Genomic DNA, 15,975 nt, shown 5'->3' with positions numbered 1-15,975 from the left:
TATGTATCCAGAAGAATTGATTGCTCCAATGAGAGCAGAACTTTCCAGCGTAGGATTTGAAGAGTTCAGAACTGCTGAGCAAGTTGCAACGCATCTTGGTCCAGACCATAAAGGTACTACCCTTGTTGTAGTGAATTCAGTTTGCGGTTGCGCAGCAGGAGCTGCAAGACCAGGAATAACTTACGCGGTAGAAAATGCGAAAGTTAAGCCAACGACTCTTGCTACTGTATTTGCAGGAAATGATAAAGAAGCTGTTGATAAATTCAGAGAATTGACACTTCCCTACCCTCCATCTTCTCCAGCAATGGCTCTATTTAAAGATGGCGAATTGGTACATTTCATCGAGCGTCACCACATCGAAGGAAGAAATGCAAAAATGATCGGCGACCACTTGGTTGAAGTATTTGAGCATTTCTGCGCATAAAAAATTAGCCCTCCGGGGCTTTTTTTATTCCACAACCAATTTTCACTAAGGAATAATAAAATCAGAGTTCTCTATTTCTGAGGATTTACTTAGGGATCAGGTTAGTTTCTGTGAATTATTACACTTTTCACAAGAATAATAACCCATAGGTCATATTCAGCCATCAAAAAGCTACCTGATTTTATTATCTTACGAGCCTATTTCGAGGTTTTTTAACATAAGCAATCCAAACAAAAAATATATGTCTGAATCAGCTAAGCTTTCTTTCAAAGGACAAGACTATGAATTCCCGGTAATCACCGGAACAGAAAATGAATCAGCGATTGATATCGCAAAACTTAGAGCATCCTCGGGCCTTATCACCCTTGACCCGGGATACAAAAACACTGGAGCTACGAAAAGCGCCATTACTTTTTTAGATGGTGAAGAAGGAATTCTTCGCTATAGAGGTTATAGAATCGAAGATTTGGCCGAGAAGTCCACTTTTCTTGAAGTTTCTTATTTATTGATCTATGGTGAGCTTCCTACCCAAGCTCAATACGAGGATTTCTCCAAAGAAATCACTCACCATACATTGGTTCATGAAGACATTAAGAAGATTTTGGAAGGTTTCCCTTCCAATGCTCACCCAATGGGCGTTCTTTCTTCTATGATTTGTGCGCTTACAGCCTTCTACCCAGCTTCTTTGAATCCAAATAGAAGTGAAGAGGAAGTTAATTTGAGCATCATTCGTCTTATCGCGAAGATGCCAACTTTCGCTGCTTGGGCTTACAAAAACGAAATGGGTCATCCGGTAAACTATCCTGACAACTCATTGGATTATTGCTCAAACTTCCTAAAAATGATGTTTGCGCTTCCTGCAGAGAAGTATGATGTTGATCCTGTGGTTTCTGCGGCATTGGATAAGTTACTTATCCTTCACGCGGATCACGAGCAAAACTGCTCTACGTCTACTGTGAGAATTGTAGGTTCTTCTCAAGCAAGTATTTACGCCTCTATCTCTGCTGGTATCAACGCACTTTGGGGACCTCTTCATGGTGGAGCTAACCAATCGGTAATTGAGATGCTAGAAGCAATCAAAGCCGATGGTGGAGATGCTAAGAAGTATTTGGATAAGGCAAAGGACAAAAATGATCCATTCAGATTGATGGGCTTTGGACATAGAGTTTATAAGAACTTTGATCCAAGAGCGAAAATCATCAAAAAAGCAGCTGATGATGTACTTGAGAAATTAGGCGTAAATGACCCTGTTTTGGAGATCGCCAAAGAACTTGAACACGCTGCACTTAATGATCAATACTTTATCGATCGTCAATTGTATCCAAACGTAGATTTCTACTCTGGTATTATCTACAGAGCTCTTGGAATCCCTACTGACATGTTCACTGTGATGTTTGCCCTAGGAAGACTTCCAGGCTGGATCGCTCAGTGGAAAGAAATGAGAGAAAATGGAGAGCCTATTGGGCGTCCAAGACAAGTATATACAGGCGCAAATGAGCGTGACTACGTATCGATGAATAAACGATAGGTTGCAGCGCTAATTCCCCGCTTTGTTTAAATAGCCAGCTGAAATCAGCTGGCTATTTTATTTATAAGGCAAATGAAGGCGAATTCGTAAATGGTACTAATTTTGAACCTTCACCCCTAATCAAACACCAAATAAAATGTCAGCCCAAACTTTAGAAGATGCTATAGCATTAACCAAAAAATTCACTGAAAAACCTAGCAATGAGGATTTACTCAAGCTATATGGTCTCTACAAACAAGCTACAGAAGGTGATAATGAGAATGAAAGACCAGGAGGTTTTGATTTCAAAGCTGCCGCAAAATATAATGCCTGGCTGAATATGAAAGGCAAATCCAAGGAAGAAGCCACGGAACAATACATTCAGCTAGTAGACCAGCTATCAAAGACTCACATCTAACAGCAAAAAGCCTGAGTATTTCAGGCTTTTTGCTGTTAATTCATATTGAGATTCACATTAATATCTAAAGCTCACTCAAATCTTTTTTGAAAATCTGGAAGCAATAATACTTCCCGCGATGAGCTGCTGAATGTGATACAACATCAATGGAAGCAACACCAACCCGAGGATAGCAGGGTCTGGAAAAATCACCTTCCCTATCACAACTCCTTGTACCAGAGATTTTTTTGAACCACAAAACAAGGCCGTCACACGATCCTCCCAGCTAAAACCCAGCAAGCGACACAAAACTTCAATAACCGTCCAAACCAAGAAAAATAGACCCAGCATGGTTGCTCCTACTTCAAACAACACACTCATCTTATAGGGTGAAAAAATATCCTGTGAAAAGGATTGGGCAAAAGAAGTGAATACGATGATCATGATCACAGTTTGATCTATGTATTTCAACGCTGAGAGATGCTTCTCAATTTTAGGATAAAGCCACCTATGAGCTATAATACCTAGAATTACAGGCAGGAGTACCTTGACGGAAAGCTCTCCCAAAGTAGGTAAGAAGTCCATCTCAATATCTGCTGAATCTGCTAAAATCCCCATCCAAGCAGGGGTAATTATCACGCCTAAAAGACTGGAAATACTCGCATTAAATATGGCTCCGGGAATATTTCCCTGAGCAATGGAAACCATCACCACCGAAGCGCTTACAGTAGAAGGAAGGACTGATAAATAAGTAATCCCCATTTGAAAATCCTTATCTACCCAAGTCATAAAGGGCAAAATCGCCAGCACGATCATCGGGAAAAGAACAAATGTAGTGAGCTGAATAAGTACGTGCAATTTCCAGTTTTTCAAACCTGACATCAGCTGAACGGGATCGAGCTTTACTCCATATAGAAAGAAAACTAATCCAATTCCCACATTAATAATAGGTTTCCAAGGGACTGGAGATTGATTGGAACCCGCAAAAGGAAACAACCAAGCCAATAAAATCGCTGCAAACAAGCCTAATAAAAATCCATTAATCCCAACCCTATTCAGGGTACTGGCTAATTTTTTAATCATACGATCATTAATCGTTTAAAATTGTCACAAAGAATGGCAGTCGCTATAGCCACATTCAATGACTCGGCCTGACCAAATCCTGGAATAGTCACCTTATCGGTCACAAGTTGACCTAGGTCCTCCGAAATACCATTTGACTCATTTCCCATCAGGATTACCCCTTGAGAAATTCTCTTCATTTTATGCACATTTTCCCCATTTAGAAATGCTCCATAGATAGGAACATTCCATTGCTGAAAAACTTTATCAAGATCTGCATAGAAAAAATTGACCCGAGTGAAAGATCCCATACTGGATTGAATCACCTTCGGATTGTAAAAATCTGCCGTTTGATGCGAAAACACCAAATTTTTGATGCCATACCAATCAGCTATTCTAATTATAGTCCCTAGATTACCAGGATCTCGTACGTCATCCAATCCAATCACAAAATCCCCCTCAGGAAAATCAAAAGCACTATTTGCTTTCATATGCACCACTGCTAAGGCACTATCATTGCTTTGATATTGGCCAAGGCTTTCCAGTTGATGCTGGGTAGCAGTGATAATTTGGATTTCTGAGTGATTTAATTGCTTGTCATACTTGGACAAAAACTCATCTGTACAAATGAGAACTTCCACTTTGAAATTTGAATTGAGCACTTCTAAAACGCTCTTTTCACCTTCAACAAAAAATCTTTGCTCCTGATTTCGGAATTTCTTTTGATGTAAGGATTTAATAAACTTAACTGTATTTTTGCTAAGCATTCGGATCGACTCTGCCATTTTGAAATTCACCAAATATATACTTTTTATCTGTGTCCTGTGGGCTATGCAGGCTTGCTCTTTGAGCAAAAACTTACCGGAAGGCAAGTATGTACTGAATAGCAATACCCTTGAGGGAGTTGAAAAGGCAAATCACGCTCAAATTGAAGGTTTGTATTTTCAAGAGCCAAACACGAAAATCCCACTAACGAACTCCTCACTTGGTGTCAGCATTTACCGGATAGGCAGGTATTTCTATGACAGCGCACAAGTAAATAGCAAATTGAAGTCAAAGAATTCAGAGCTTCAGCTCGTAAAAGAACGACTCGACGAAGCATCAGATGATCGAAAGCTTCTGAAAAGACGGGATAAACTCCAATCCAAAATACAAGACTTAGAAAAGATGCAGGAATATGGGAATTTCCTGATGAGAACAGGAAATCCGGTTGCAATTTTGGATAGTTCCCAAACAAAGAAGACCGTAATCGAAATAGATAATTACCTGTACAATAAAGGATTCCTAGATTCAGAAGTGTCCTACGAAGTAGAAACAAAGAAAAAAAAGGCGAACGTAATTTATATCATAGAAGAGAAAGAACCCTATCTATTAGATTCAATATATACCAACTCTACTAATGCGGGGATTCTATCCTTGATTAATAGCACTAAGGATGAATCTTTCATAAAGAAAGGAGAGAATTATGATCAGAGTAATTTCACTAGAGAAAGGGATAGACTGGAAAACCTGTTCAAAAACAATGGGTATTTCATGTTCACTAAAAGCTTTATTGATTACAATCTTTACTATGACACCACTTCCAAGAGTATCAATGCAGAACAGAGAATACTTAAACCTTCATTCTCAGAAAAACACGAGATCTATAGGATAGATTCTATCACCTTCAAAATCAGTCCGCCAAGCGATGAATTTGTAGATGAAAAAGTCCTTAGAAACTACCGTGACATAGATTTTACATTTTACAGAGATCGATTCTCATCCAAACTACTTAGCTCCAGGATTCTATTTGATGAAGGCCAACCATACAATAGATTAAACATTGTAGAAACTCAAAAACAGCTCAGCAACCTGGATTTATTCCGGTACATAAATATTTCATTCGACACTGTGGGCACTAGTCTGACTGCAAAGATTTTAACGCAGCCTAATCAAAAATATCAGCTTACTAATCAGCTGGGGCTTAGCATCACAGAGCAATTGCCGGGACCATTCTTTAGTACTGTTTTAAGAAACCGAAATTTCTTCCGAGCTGGGGAAATACTGGAATTCAATGCAAGGGTTGGTTATGAGGGCGTGGCATCGGCTACAGATCAGGGAGTCTACCAAAGCAAGGAATTTGGAGCTTCAGCATCGGTGATATTCCCAAGATTTCTGATACCATTTTACGGAAAAAGCCTACAGAAATATGGACGCTACAACCCAAATACTAGAACTCAACTTGGCTATAATTTCACCAACAGACCTGAATATACACGATCAGGACTGAACGGGCTATTGGCATATACATGGGCTACCCGCAACAAGAGACAGCAATACACGCTGAATCTCGCAGATATTAACTACATCAGGACTCCAAATATTACTCCTGAGTTTTTAGCAGTATTAACTGATCTCCAAGATCAGGGGAACAATTTGATATGGTCATTTCTACCATCATTGGTAAGCTCTGTGTCTGCGCAGTCCATCATTAACTTTAATGAATATGGAGACTTTAACTCCAGTAAATCTTCCTTATTAAGGTTATTCGTAGAAAGCGGAGGCACAACTCTTAATCTTTTCAATGTAAAAGACATCACTGAGACAACAACTTATGCCAATTTTCAATGGCTAAAATTTCAGGCTGATTTCAGAAGATATAAGCCAATTACTCCCAAGCAAACCATTGCTTACCGAGTAAACTTTGGAATAGCCCAACCTTATGGCATTAGTGCAGGAATTTTACCATACGAGAAATATTTCTTCGCCGGAGGTGGTACAAGCATAAGAGCTTGGCAAGCCCGAAGATTAGGACCGGGAAGTTATACTCCTCCAATCGGTGACAAGGGTAGATATGATTATAGTTTTGAGCAGCCCGCAGAGATGATTTTTGAAACGATGCTGGAATATCGCCGTGCCTTATTTGGGTATTTCGATATGGCAGCATTCATTGACGCTGGAAACGCTTGGGTGATTGGCATAGACAACTCTCGGCCAGGTGCAGATTTCAGATTTGATCGATTTTATAAAGAAATAGCTATAGGAACAGGATTAGGATTACGAATGGATTTTAATTTCCTGGTAGTCCGACTTGATTTGGCTACGAAAGCTGTAGATCCTTCTATGCCCGAAGGGCAACGATGGGTACTGGATAACATTTCATTCAGAAACCTATTTGGTGTGAAAGGGCAAACTGTTCTTAACTTTGGCATAGGATATCCATTCTAAAGCGATAAATAACTCAATAATGTCTAGAAGGAGTAAAGAAGAAATAGCTAAAATCTATATGAAAATGCAGGATCATATCTGCAGAGAATTAGAGTTGGCTGATGGCAGTGGGAAATTTGAAGAAGATGAATGGGAAAGACCTGCTGGAGGTGGCGGAAGAACCAGGATATTCAAAAATGGTAGCATCATCGAAAAAGGTGGAGTTGCATTTTCTGCAGTACACGGTCCTACCCCGGACAAAATTCTTAAGAAGCTAAATCTAGACAAGTCCGAGTTTTTTGCCACAGGAGTTTCTATCGTGTTGCATCCTAAAAGCCCTATGGTCCCCATCATTCACATGAACATCCGCTACTTTGAGATGGATAATGGAGTGCATTGGTTCGGTGGCGGTATAGATCTGACTCCACATTATATAGATGGAGCTGACGCAAAGCACTTTCATCAGGAAGTGAAAAATGTCTGTGATCAATACGATTCTAACTTCTATTCTAAGTTTAAAAATTGGGCAGACGATTACTTCTACATCAAGCATAGAAATGAAACTCGTGGAATTGGAGGTATTTTCTATGATAGATTAGAGGCAAAAGACGATAATGAGTTTGAGCACCTGCTTCAATTCAGTCTTTCTCTAGGACGCTTATTTCCTGAAGTCTACGGGTATTTTATGAAAAAGAATTCTCAAATCCCTTTTGGAGAACCTGAGAAATCATGGCAGAGTTTAAGAAGAGGACGGTACGTGGAATTCAATCTGGTCTGGGATGCAGGAACCAAATTCGGTCTGGATACCAATGGACGTACTGAGAGTATACTGATGAGTATGCCCCCGATGGCAGAATGGGAATACATGCATGAACCTGAAATCGGTTCAAAGGAAGAATACACCCAAAACAACCTTAACAAAGGGATCGACTGGTTATCTTTTATAAAATGATCGAACAACTTAAGATTTGGGATGAGGAATTATTCCTATGGTTAAACTCCTTTCATACTGATTGGCTGGATGTTGTTAATTTCCAACTTTCTCAGACTTATACATGGCTACCTTTTTATGCTATACTGATCTTTTTTATCTACAAGGTAGAGCCAAAAAATAGCTGGTGGGTAATTGGGGGTGTAGCATTGACCATACTTATTTCGGATCAGTTTACATCTGGATTTATGAAGCCCTTCTTTGAAAGACTTCGACCCTGTCATGATGAGCGCTGGGACGGTATTATCCATAATTATCTCAGGTGCGGTGGTTTGTATGGATTCGCTTCCTCCCATGCTGCAAACACCTTCGGTTTGGCTGCTTTTTTGAATTTAAAAATGAAAGGAAAACTCCGCTTTCTTCCTTGGCTCTTTTTATGGGCAGCCGTCATTTCCTACACCAGAATTTATCTTGGAGTTCATTATCCTTTGGACATACTAGTAGGTGCATTAGTTGGAGTAGCAGCCGGATTAATAAGCTGGTTTGTGATAGTATTTGTTAGGAGAGAAATTCTAAAAATGGTCCTTAAGGACTAGATGATTAGAGGCAGAAAAGAAGGTGCCTTATTATACAATCGGAACAGCCCTACTAATTAATTTACTTACCCCAAATCAGCGCTTAGTACAGCCGTTGGTTACTCCAACTTTGTGTGCGTCAGTTAAGAACATTGCTTGGCATAAGTTCTTCTTTACAAATCTGACTTTACCCGCATAGTTTTAGTCAGAAAGACAGTATTAGATAGCTTACTGAGTGATAGTAAAGTGGAGCTTTACTTCGCTATCAATGAATCGACCTTGTCTGATGGAGAGCGTTATAAAGTAGCCCCTATTGCTGAATATTTAAAGAAGAATCCAAACGTGATTGTGGAATTGGTAGGATTTGCAGACAATACAGGCTCCGTGGCTTATAATCTTACACTTACTGAGAAGCGTGTTGCGGCAGTGACCAAAACGCTAGTGGATTATTATAGCATTGCCCCAGATCGAATATCAGTAAGTAATGGAGGATTAATCGTAAGAGGAAGATCAAAAGAGTCTGTAGAAACAGATCGAAAAGTTGAGATCAGAGTTCTTAAAAAATAAGTTTCCACTCACTGTAGCGATAGATTCTATGGCGGGGTATTTTCCCTCGAAAATATTAAACTTTTGGACGAAACCCTTGGAGGCAGCAAGCAGATATGCGGTCATTAGTCCAGATTTAAATATAGAAAGTAACAAACAACGAGAATTAGCCTTACTTTCAATTGGTTTTTTGAAGAGCATAAAAGTAAACTAACAACAGAATTGACCACGTTTACCTTTGAAATTAAAGAACTACCACAATGCATTGCGTTTTCGCCTACCACTTGACCTCTTCTTTTAATGACTCGTATTTCAATCTTACTACTATTCCTTTGTATCAACTTCCCCATTCTAGCACAGGATTCAGTAGTATATAAACCCAATCAGATTCGAGATTTTAAATTGATTCCTTTACCAGCCATTGCTTCCAACCCTGCAAACGGCTGGTTATTTGGTATCGCTCCATCAGCTACCTGGAGGATGGGAAATCCAGAAAGCACTCACCTATCCAACTTGGTTGGCAACTTACTCTACACCACCAAAAAACAGTGGCTGATTAGCTCTCGAAGCAATATTTTCCTAGCAGAGGACAGCTGGATTTTAGTTGGAGACTGGCGCTTCTTCATTACCTCTCAGCCTACTTTCGGATTAGGAAGTTCTACTCCAAATTTACCGGAAGAAAATCCACACCAATTAGGTGTCTGGCAGGGTGAACAACAAATGGATTACAATTGGGTCCGGTTTTACGAGACTGTACTAAAGCGAATTTCAACATCAAAGTTTTATTTAGGTGTAGGCTATCATCTTGACATCTATTCCAAAATAGAAAACTTTATAGATCAGGAAATGCCACCGCAACTGACTTTTTCCAATGATTTCTACAATCAGACGAAAGGATTTAACCTAGATAAAAACACGCTTTCCGGGATTACTTTGAATGCTGTAATGGAAAATCGTGACATGGCAGTATCTCCTTACGAGACCAACTTTGCTATGATCTCTTATAAAATTAACCCGGAATTTTTAGGATCAAATCAGTCATCTTCCACTCTCCTACTCGATTACCGTCACTATTTTCCGTTGAGTGAAAAGCGAAAGCGTCATTTAGTAGCGCTATGGAGTTATGCCAATTTCCTGGTATCAGGAAATCTACCCTACATGGCTTTACCATCCATTGGATATGATATGTTTGGACGCTCGGGCAGAGGGTATTCCCAAGGTCGATTCAGAGGGGAAAGCATGGTCTATTCTGAGGCGGAATATAGATTCCCATTACAAAAAAACAAAGAGACTTTTGGCGGAACTGTATTTGTGAATGCTGCTAGCTTCGGGAGTAAACTTACTCAGGAAAACATTTTTACAAAAATCAATCCTGGCTATGGTCTTGGGCTTAGGGTGATGATCAATAAAGAAAACCGAACTACCATTTCGGCTGACTACGGCTTTGGACAAAAAGGCAATTCAGGTTTTTACCTCAATATCAACGAATCCTTTTAACCTCGAAAAACAGAAGTTGGATCTTCATACTAAAGTAATTCCTATTAACGCAAAAGCCCCGAAAAACTAATTTTTCGGGGCTTTTATAATAAGTGACTAAGTAGATTACTTAGCCTCGTTTTTCTTCGCTGTAACTTCAGCTCTGATTTCTTGTGCAAGATTTTTGATCGCTTGCATACCAGTTCTTACTCTAGTTCCGGCTGCTTTGTTACCGTTTTCGTAAAATTTCGCAAAGTCTCCTTCTAAAGAATCGACCAAATCTTTAACTTCTTGGTGTCTGCTCATAATTATTTTATTGGTTGGTTATAAATTATACTTAGATACAATAAACATCATTTATAATGCCATTAGAAGTCTTTTGGCGTTTATTTTTAATTTTTAGTGCATAAAAATGATGTTTTCATTAAAACCTTCATTTTTTTCAACTTTCAGCAATATTTCCTACTAAAAATTGAATTTAAGAACACACCAAAAATACTCTTGTACTCCCCAAATTGGCTTATTCAATACCCAAAAAGGATTGGAATGGACTTAAACCAACACTTTTTTACCAGTTTCCGCTGATTTAAGTATAGCCTGAACTATGCGTATATCCCGAAGTCCTTCTTCTCCAGGCACAGCTTGTGGCTTTCCGTCCATGATAGTTTGGGCATCGTCATCCATCTGCCACACTTGCTCCATGGGCTGTTGAAATGGGAAATCAATCTCACCTAACGGACTTTTCCCTTTGTTACCTGCATAGGCTGAAAACGGCGCCATCTCTATCATTCCTTTTTCACAGTTGATATTGAGGAAATTCATATTATCTCCAAAAGAAGTCTTGATTGTACCTATAACACCTCCTGGGAATTCCAATTCTGCTTCTACAATCTCACCCAAGCCGTCCTTATAAATATCAGGTCTCTCTGTCCATACTTTAGCAGAGTTCACGGCAATAGGCTCCATTCCTGCCCCAAGTCTCGCCCCCTGAATTGAATAAACACCCATATCGTAAATCACCCCTCCACCCATTTCTCGCTTCTGCTTCCAGTGATCTGTTCTGTTTTCTCTATATCCTGCTGCGCAATCCAAGCCTAACACTTTCCCTAAACTCTGTTCTCTTACAATTTTCTGAAATGCCTTTGTATTTGGTTCGTGCTGGCATCGGTATCCGATAGACAAAGAAACATTGGCTTGCTTACAAGCATCTATCATAGCCTGACACTCATCTACTGTCACAGCCATAGGCTTTTCACACCAGACGTGCTTACCGGCTTTAGCCGCGCGGATTACATACTCTTTATGCATGGAAGGTGGCAATACGATATAAATCACATCGATATCTGGATTATCAGCGATGGAGTCGAAGGATTCGTAATCATAAATATTTTTCTCAGGAATTTTATACTTCGTCTTCCACACTGCTGCTTTGGATGGTGTGCCCGTGACGATACCAGCGAGGTAACACTTTTCTGTTTTTTCTAATGCCGGAGCGAGGAGATCTGTACTATAATATCCCAGTCCAACTAGGGCTATTCCTAATTTCTCCTTTTCAGGCTTGGTCGAAGACAAAACGCTAAAAGGAGAAACCATACTCACTCCAGCGCCTAGGGCAAGTGATTTCAAGGTGGTTCTTCTCGAGATAAAATTCATAGATTTTAGGTTAAGGATTTGAAAACTAATACACTTATCAAGATAATGCTTTCATTAATACCTCCAAATAATTCTTAAATTGAAAGACGTTTTTAAAATTCACCTCAACCTTATATCAACATGAAAAAGTTATTGATTATCCTTCTATTCTTGGTTCCATTTTTCACCCATGCACAAACCCAGATGCAACCTTACCTAAGTCTGGAAGACGCAACCCGCATATCCGATGCTGCAGAAGCTAAGTCCAAAGCAGAGGGATGGAACATGGTGATTGTGGTAATGGATGCTGGAGGACATATGATATCGCTTCGTAAAATGGATGGAGTACAGATCGGGAGTATAGATGTAGCCATAGGCAAAGCAAAGACGGCAGCCTATTTCAAACGTCCGACAAAAGTTTTTGAAGACGCTATGAAAGCGGAAGGAGGGGCAAGAATAGCCACATTACCAAATGCTGTAGCCATAGAAGGCGGTTTACCTATTTTTAAAGACGGAATCATTGTAGGTTCTATCGGTATCTCTGGTGCTAGTTCAGCGCAGGATGGTATAGTGGCTGCCGCTGCCTTGCTTGCTTATTGACAACCCTCACTTATCCTAACAACAAACACTTTCCCAATAGGATAGATGGCACAAGTATGCCTTCACTAAATATATCACCTTAAAAAATCAACCTAAAAGTAACTAGGCTACAGAACCTTACGCCATTTAACTCCGTCTTACTTTATTCAAACCAAATTTCACTTTATCAACCAATTTCAACACGTATGAAAATCTTTACTTTACTGTTTACCTTAGCTTTTACAGCCTTCTCATTTGCTCCAGAAATGGCTACGGTGAATACAGCTGAAAGCACGATCACCTGGACTGCTAAAAAAGTAACCGGTCAGCATCATGGCAAGGTACCTATCACTTCTGCTTCGTTGGATTACCAAAATGGAAGAATCCTCGGCGGAACTTTCGAGATGGACATGACCAGCTTAACTGTGGAAGATCTTACAGATGCAGGTATGAACAAAAAGCTAACAGATCACCTTAAGTCAGATGATTTCTTTTCCGTAGAAAAGCATAACACATCTAACTTCAAAATCACAGATGCAAAAACCAGTAATGGAAAAGACTACGTACTCACTGGAAATCTTACTATCAAAGGAATCACTAAGCCAGTTAGTTTTCCAGCAACGGTAGCGGTAAATGCAGGTAAAATCACCGCAACTGGAAAGTTGACATTTGATCGTACACACTATGATATCAAGTTCCGCTCAGGATCTTACTTCGAAAACCTAGCTGATAAGCTAATCTATGACGACGTAGAGCTTGACGTGAAACTAATAGCAAGTGAGTAATCACTGATCTACAACAGAGAAAAGGCCGGGATATCCCGGCCTTTCTTGTTTAAGATTCTCGCTAATAAGTAATCAGCAACTATTCCCACTTTTCTCTAAACTGAAGCCCAAAGCATCTTAAGGTTAGCTAAACTCACCTATTAAGGCCACTTCGGTCACCGGTCTTCGGTCATCCACTATCAAATATCCCACTTCACAGTAAGCAGACCATATCTCGGCTGAACCAAATAGGAATAGGTGCTAATCAAGTTCTCTGTAAAACTATCTCTGCGGATGGATCTGGTATCCAGTATATTCCAAACCGTAAATCTAAATTCCCAAGGGCTAGACTTACCTTGATAGCTGATGAAAGCATTGAAGAAGTCAAACTCGCTTTTGGTCTGTGAAGCCTTGTTCAAATATGCATTGTACGTATAATCCGCATTTAGCTTCAGCCCCTTCCAGATATCCCAGTCAATTTCGATTTTCGGACTGTGAGTACTAAAGGTATTTTTAGCATTCGTGGACTTATAGAAGTTCTGATCCCAGGTATATCCCAAATCAACCTCTACTTTTTTCATAAACGTGCTAGTGAATTTGAAGAAGTACGAGTGCGCAAACTGACTGTTATTTATCAGGTTTTGATCGACAAGACTATTGGTAGAATAAGTATTCCAATTTCCTCCACCACTTAATTTGAATGACTGAAATCGCTTATCTGCCTGCAAGCTTCCAGTTAGTGTTTCATTGATAGGGTCAATATTTTGAATGCTCATGATCCGATTGATACCAGCAAAAGTGGTAGTGTTCACCAGATCTTGGTGCTTCCTAGACCAAGTTAGATTTCCAAAAAGATTGAGTGCTGAGAAGAAATCAAAATGATTGTACCCAATTGACTGGGTGAAAAACAAACCGTTGTCCAATTGCCTATTTCCCCGGAAAATCGAATTGTAATCCGATACCACCAGACCTTGGGCAAGCTTCTGAATATCCATAAAATTCGCCTGACTACTGAAGCGATAAGTGAGCGAGCGATTGGATTTGACACTCCATTTGGCATACAATCCCGGAAGTAGCACAAGCTTATCATTGCTCAACTCATCCTCCATTTGCACATCATTCCAAGCATATCTGTGGAGATAAAGCGAAGGACTGATCACTACTGACTTCCATTTGGTTTTGTAAGTCATACCGAAATACAAATCCTGAAAGTTAAAACGGGAGTCATTTTCAAAAAGGCCAAAATCAGCTTCCTCGGAAGTGGACACCTGCTTCACATCTCCAACAAGTTCTTGTCTGGTATCCGTGTATCCCAAACTCCAATTGATATGATTGGTGGGATTAAGTATCAGGTAATAGTTAAAAGCCCCTTCAATCGTGCGGGTTTTGATATCCTGATTCTGTAGAAAACGATAGGTATCTCGATCCAAAATCGGTACAATTCCACCAAAAGGCTTTTGGTTTGTAGTCAAATCATAAAGTGGATTCTGGTATTTTTTCTCCCAGTTCACTTCCATGGAAAAGACTCTTTTATCCGAAGGAGCATGAAACCACTCCCCTTTCTGCTGTACCGCATATGGCTGCCTACTTTGGTAGCTAGAAATCTGCTGACGTGTTTGCCCAAAATCTGAATCTTGGAAATTCTGATTAGCTATATCGGCCAACTTCCCAAAAACACTGTATTTCACATAAGTCTCCTCTTTAGGTGTAAAAGTCACCGAATACTTCATCAGGCCGGATTTATTCTCGACGGTACTTGCTGAAACCAACGTTTCCTGATTGTTTTCATCGGATCTCAAATACGTTCTTTGGGAAGTTGAACCCAGTTTATTTTTGGAAGCTGAACCTATTACAAAACCTGAATGCCTCCATCTTGAACTCGGATTATAATTCAAATTCACTGCCGCAAGCTCGGTTCTCAAATCACGTGCATTGTTACGCTGCGCCATAGGAATACCTAGATCATCCGAGCTTACACTCAGCGAAGAACCAGACTTTCCTGCCAAACCAGCCAATCCGCCACTGAACCTAAAATAATCCTGAAGAGTAAAAGCCAATTCTCCTACATTATTGGCATCGGCAATCAGATTGAGATTCACTTTAGGAGAATAGTAAAATGCATTCGCATGTCCCAAATACCTTTCTTCTGGCCCAACTCCAGCTGTCAAATCACCAAATACGAGATTCTTCTTCCCTTCCTTGAGTTGAATATTTAGTGCTAGACTTTCGTCATTATCCAATCCTCGGACCGGTCCTACTTCATTGAAATTCTTCAAAACTTGTACCCTATCCACCGCATTTGCAGGAAGGTTTTTGGTAGCTAGTTTGGTATCTCCATCAAAGAAGTTCTTGCCATCCACCATTACCTTATCCACTTTTTTTCCCTGGACCTTCACTTCCCCATTATCATCAACTTCGAATCCTGGAAGCTTTTCAAGCACGTCTTTGAGCTTACGTTCCGTACCTGTGGTGAATGCATCAGTCTTATAAGTCAGTGTATCTCCTTTCATGGTGATCGGCAGTTCCGTCACTACCTCCACTTGATCGAGTATGGTTTCGTCCTGACTCAGGATGACTTTTATTTGCTCCTCGTCAGACCACTCGGAGATTTTCACTTCAAATTGCTTGTACCCAACAAAAGAAACACGAAGCAAATATTCAGACCCGAGCGCCAATCCTATCTTAAATCGACCTTCCGCATCACTGATGCTAAAGCCACCGATCTTCTGCGTAGTCTGGTTCACAGCTACCACATTGGCATAGGCAATCGGCTGATTTAAGCTATCAAGCACCTGACCAATCAGGTTTTTGTTTTGGGAAAAAGAAGGAAGGGCAATCAGGAAGAAAAACCCAATTGCTAAAAAGCGCTTTAGAAAAAACATGAGTATAGTTTCCG

At 40.0% G+C, this 15,975-nt stretch carries 15 protein-coding genes; 10 read left to right on the top strand and 5 right to left on the bottom strand.

Features of this window, described 5'->3' with window-relative positions; genetic code table 11:
• The first annotated feature begins 1 nt into the window (after position 1).
• The 3 genes from ESV85_RS14335 to ESV85_RS14325 all read left to right on the top strand — a co-directional run bounded on the left by ESV85_RS14335 (position 2) and on the right by ESV85_RS14325 (position 2,349).
• Positions 2 to 424 (top strand): BrxA/BrxB family bacilliredoxin, encoded by a 423-nt coding sequence (locus ESV85_RS14335; RefSeq protein WP_092897241.1) that lies wholly within the window; start codon positions 2 to 4, stop codon positions 422 to 424.
• A gap of 241 nt (positions 425 to 665) precedes the next feature.
• The gene (locus tag ESV85_RS14330) at positions 666 to 1,952 is read left to right on the top strand and encodes a citrate synthase (RefSeq protein ID WP_146918707.1); all 1,287 of its coding nucleotides are present in this window, start codon (positions 666 to 668) and stop codon (positions 1,950 to 1,952) included.
• A 136-nt stretch (positions 1,953 to 2,088) separates the two neighbouring features.
• Positions 2,089 to 2,349, top strand: a complete 261-nt coding sequence (locus tag ESV85_RS14325; RefSeq protein ID WP_146918705.1) for an acyl-CoA-binding protein — start codon at positions 2,089 to 2,091, stop codon at positions 2,347 to 2,349.
• A 75-nt stretch (positions 2,350 to 2,424) separates the two neighbouring features.
• Here the strand turns inward: ESV85_RS14325 and ESV85_RS14320 are convergent, their stop codons facing one another.
• The gene (locus tag ESV85_RS14320; RefSeq protein WP_146918703.1) at positions 2,425 to 3,411 is read right to left on the bottom strand and encodes a bile acid:sodium symporter family protein; all 987 of its coding nucleotides are present in this window, start codon (positions 3,409 to 3,411) and stop codon (positions 2,425 to 2,427) included.
• Positions 3,408 to 4,157 (bottom strand): TrmH family RNA methyltransferase, encoded by a 750-nt coding sequence (locus tag ESV85_RS14315; protein WP_146918844.1) that lies wholly within the window; start codon positions 4,155 to 4,157, stop codon positions 3,408 to 3,410. Before ESV85_RS14315 ends, ESV85_RS14320 begins: the two co-directional genes overlap by 4 nt.
• 79 nt (positions 4,158 to 4,236) lie before the next feature.
• Between ESV85_RS14315 and ESV85_RS14310 the strand changes: the two genes are divergently transcribed.
• The 5 genes from ESV85_RS14310 (at position 4,237) to ESV85_RS14290 (ending at position 10,125) form a co-directional block, all read left to right on the top strand.
• Positions 4,237 to 6,597, top strand: a complete 2,361-nt coding sequence (locus ESV85_RS14310) for a BamA/TamA family outer membrane protein (protein WP_317130791.1) — start codon at positions 4,237 to 4,239, stop codon at positions 6,595 to 6,597.
• A gap of 19 nt (positions 6,598 to 6,616) precedes the next feature.
• A complete protein-coding gene (gene hemF, locus ESV85_RS14305) occupies positions 6,617 to 7,528 on the top strand; it encodes an oxygen-dependent coproporphyrinogen oxidase (protein ID WP_146918699.1) in 912 nt (303 codons plus the stop codon).
• On the top strand, positions 7,525 to 8,103 hold the full coding sequence (locus ESV85_RS14300) for a phosphatase PAP2 family protein (protein ID WP_146918697.1): 579 nt from the start codon (positions 7,525 to 7,527) through the stop codon (positions 8,101 to 8,103). Before hemF ends, ESV85_RS14300 begins: the two co-directional genes overlap by 4 nt.
• Before the next feature lie 225 nt (positions 8,104 to 8,328).
• Positions 8,329 to 8,649 carry an OmpA family protein gene (locus ESV85_RS14295; RefSeq protein WP_191322015.1) on the top strand — a complete coding sequence of 107 codons (321 nt, stop codon included), beginning with the start codon at positions 8,329 to 8,331 and terminating at the stop codon, positions 8,647 to 8,649.
• Between the two features lie 279 nt (positions 8,650 to 8,928).
• Positions 8,929 to 10,125 (top strand): BamA/TamA family outer membrane protein, encoded by a 1,197-nt coding sequence (locus ESV85_RS14290; protein WP_146918694.1) that lies wholly within the window; start codon positions 8,929 to 8,931, stop codon positions 10,123 to 10,125.
• Between the two features lie 105 nt (positions 10,126 to 10,230).
• On the opposite strand, the gene ESV85_RS14285 is transcribed toward ESV85_RS14290, so the two are convergent.
• Together ESV85_RS14285 and ESV85_RS14280 are read right to left on the bottom strand one after the other, a co-directional pair.
• Positions 10,231 to 10,410, bottom strand: coding sequence for a histone H1 (locus ESV85_RS14285; protein ID WP_092897263.1), 180 nt, complete (start codon positions 10,408 to 10,410; stop codon positions 10,231 to 10,233).
• Positions 10,411 to 10,656: 246 nt separating this feature from the next.
• A complete protein-coding gene (locus ESV85_RS14280; protein WP_146918692.1) occupies positions 10,657 to 11,757 on the bottom strand; it encodes a Gfo/Idh/MocA family protein in 1,101 nt (366 codons plus the stop codon).
• A gap of 120 nt (positions 11,758 to 11,877) precedes the next feature.
• Between ESV85_RS14280 and ESV85_RS14275 the strand changes: the two genes are divergently transcribed.
• Together ESV85_RS14275 and ESV85_RS14270 are read left to right on the top strand one after the other, a co-directional pair.
• On the top strand, positions 11,878 to 12,336 hold the full coding sequence (locus ESV85_RS14275; protein WP_146918690.1) for a GlcG/HbpS family heme-binding protein: 459 nt from the start codon (positions 11,878 to 11,880) through the stop codon (positions 12,334 to 12,336).
• Between the two features lie 185 nt (positions 12,337 to 12,521).
• Positions 12,522 to 13,100, top strand: coding sequence for a YceI family protein (locus tag ESV85_RS14270; protein ID WP_146918688.1), 579 nt, complete (start codon positions 12,522 to 12,524; stop codon positions 13,098 to 13,100).
• Between the two features lie 179 nt (positions 13,101 to 13,279).
• Here the strand turns inward: ESV85_RS14270 and ESV85_RS14265 are convergent, their stop codons facing one another.
• Complete coding sequence (locus ESV85_RS14265) at positions 13,280 to 15,961, bottom strand: carboxypeptidase-like regulatory domain-containing protein (RefSeq protein ID WP_146918687.1); 2,682 nt, start codon at positions 15,959 to 15,961, stop codon at positions 13,280 to 13,282.
• Between the last annotated feature and the right edge of the window lie 14 nt (positions 15,962 to 15,975).

This window comes from Algoriphagus aquimarinus, from assembly GCF_007997215.1.
Taxonomy (GTDB): Bacteria; Bacteroidota; Bacteroidia; order Cytophagales; family Cyclobacteriaceae; genus Algoriphagus; species Algoriphagus aquimarinus_A.
The sequence above is the reverse complement of the archived record's forward strand: the minus strand, read 5'-3'. Positions and strand labels throughout refer to the sequence as shown.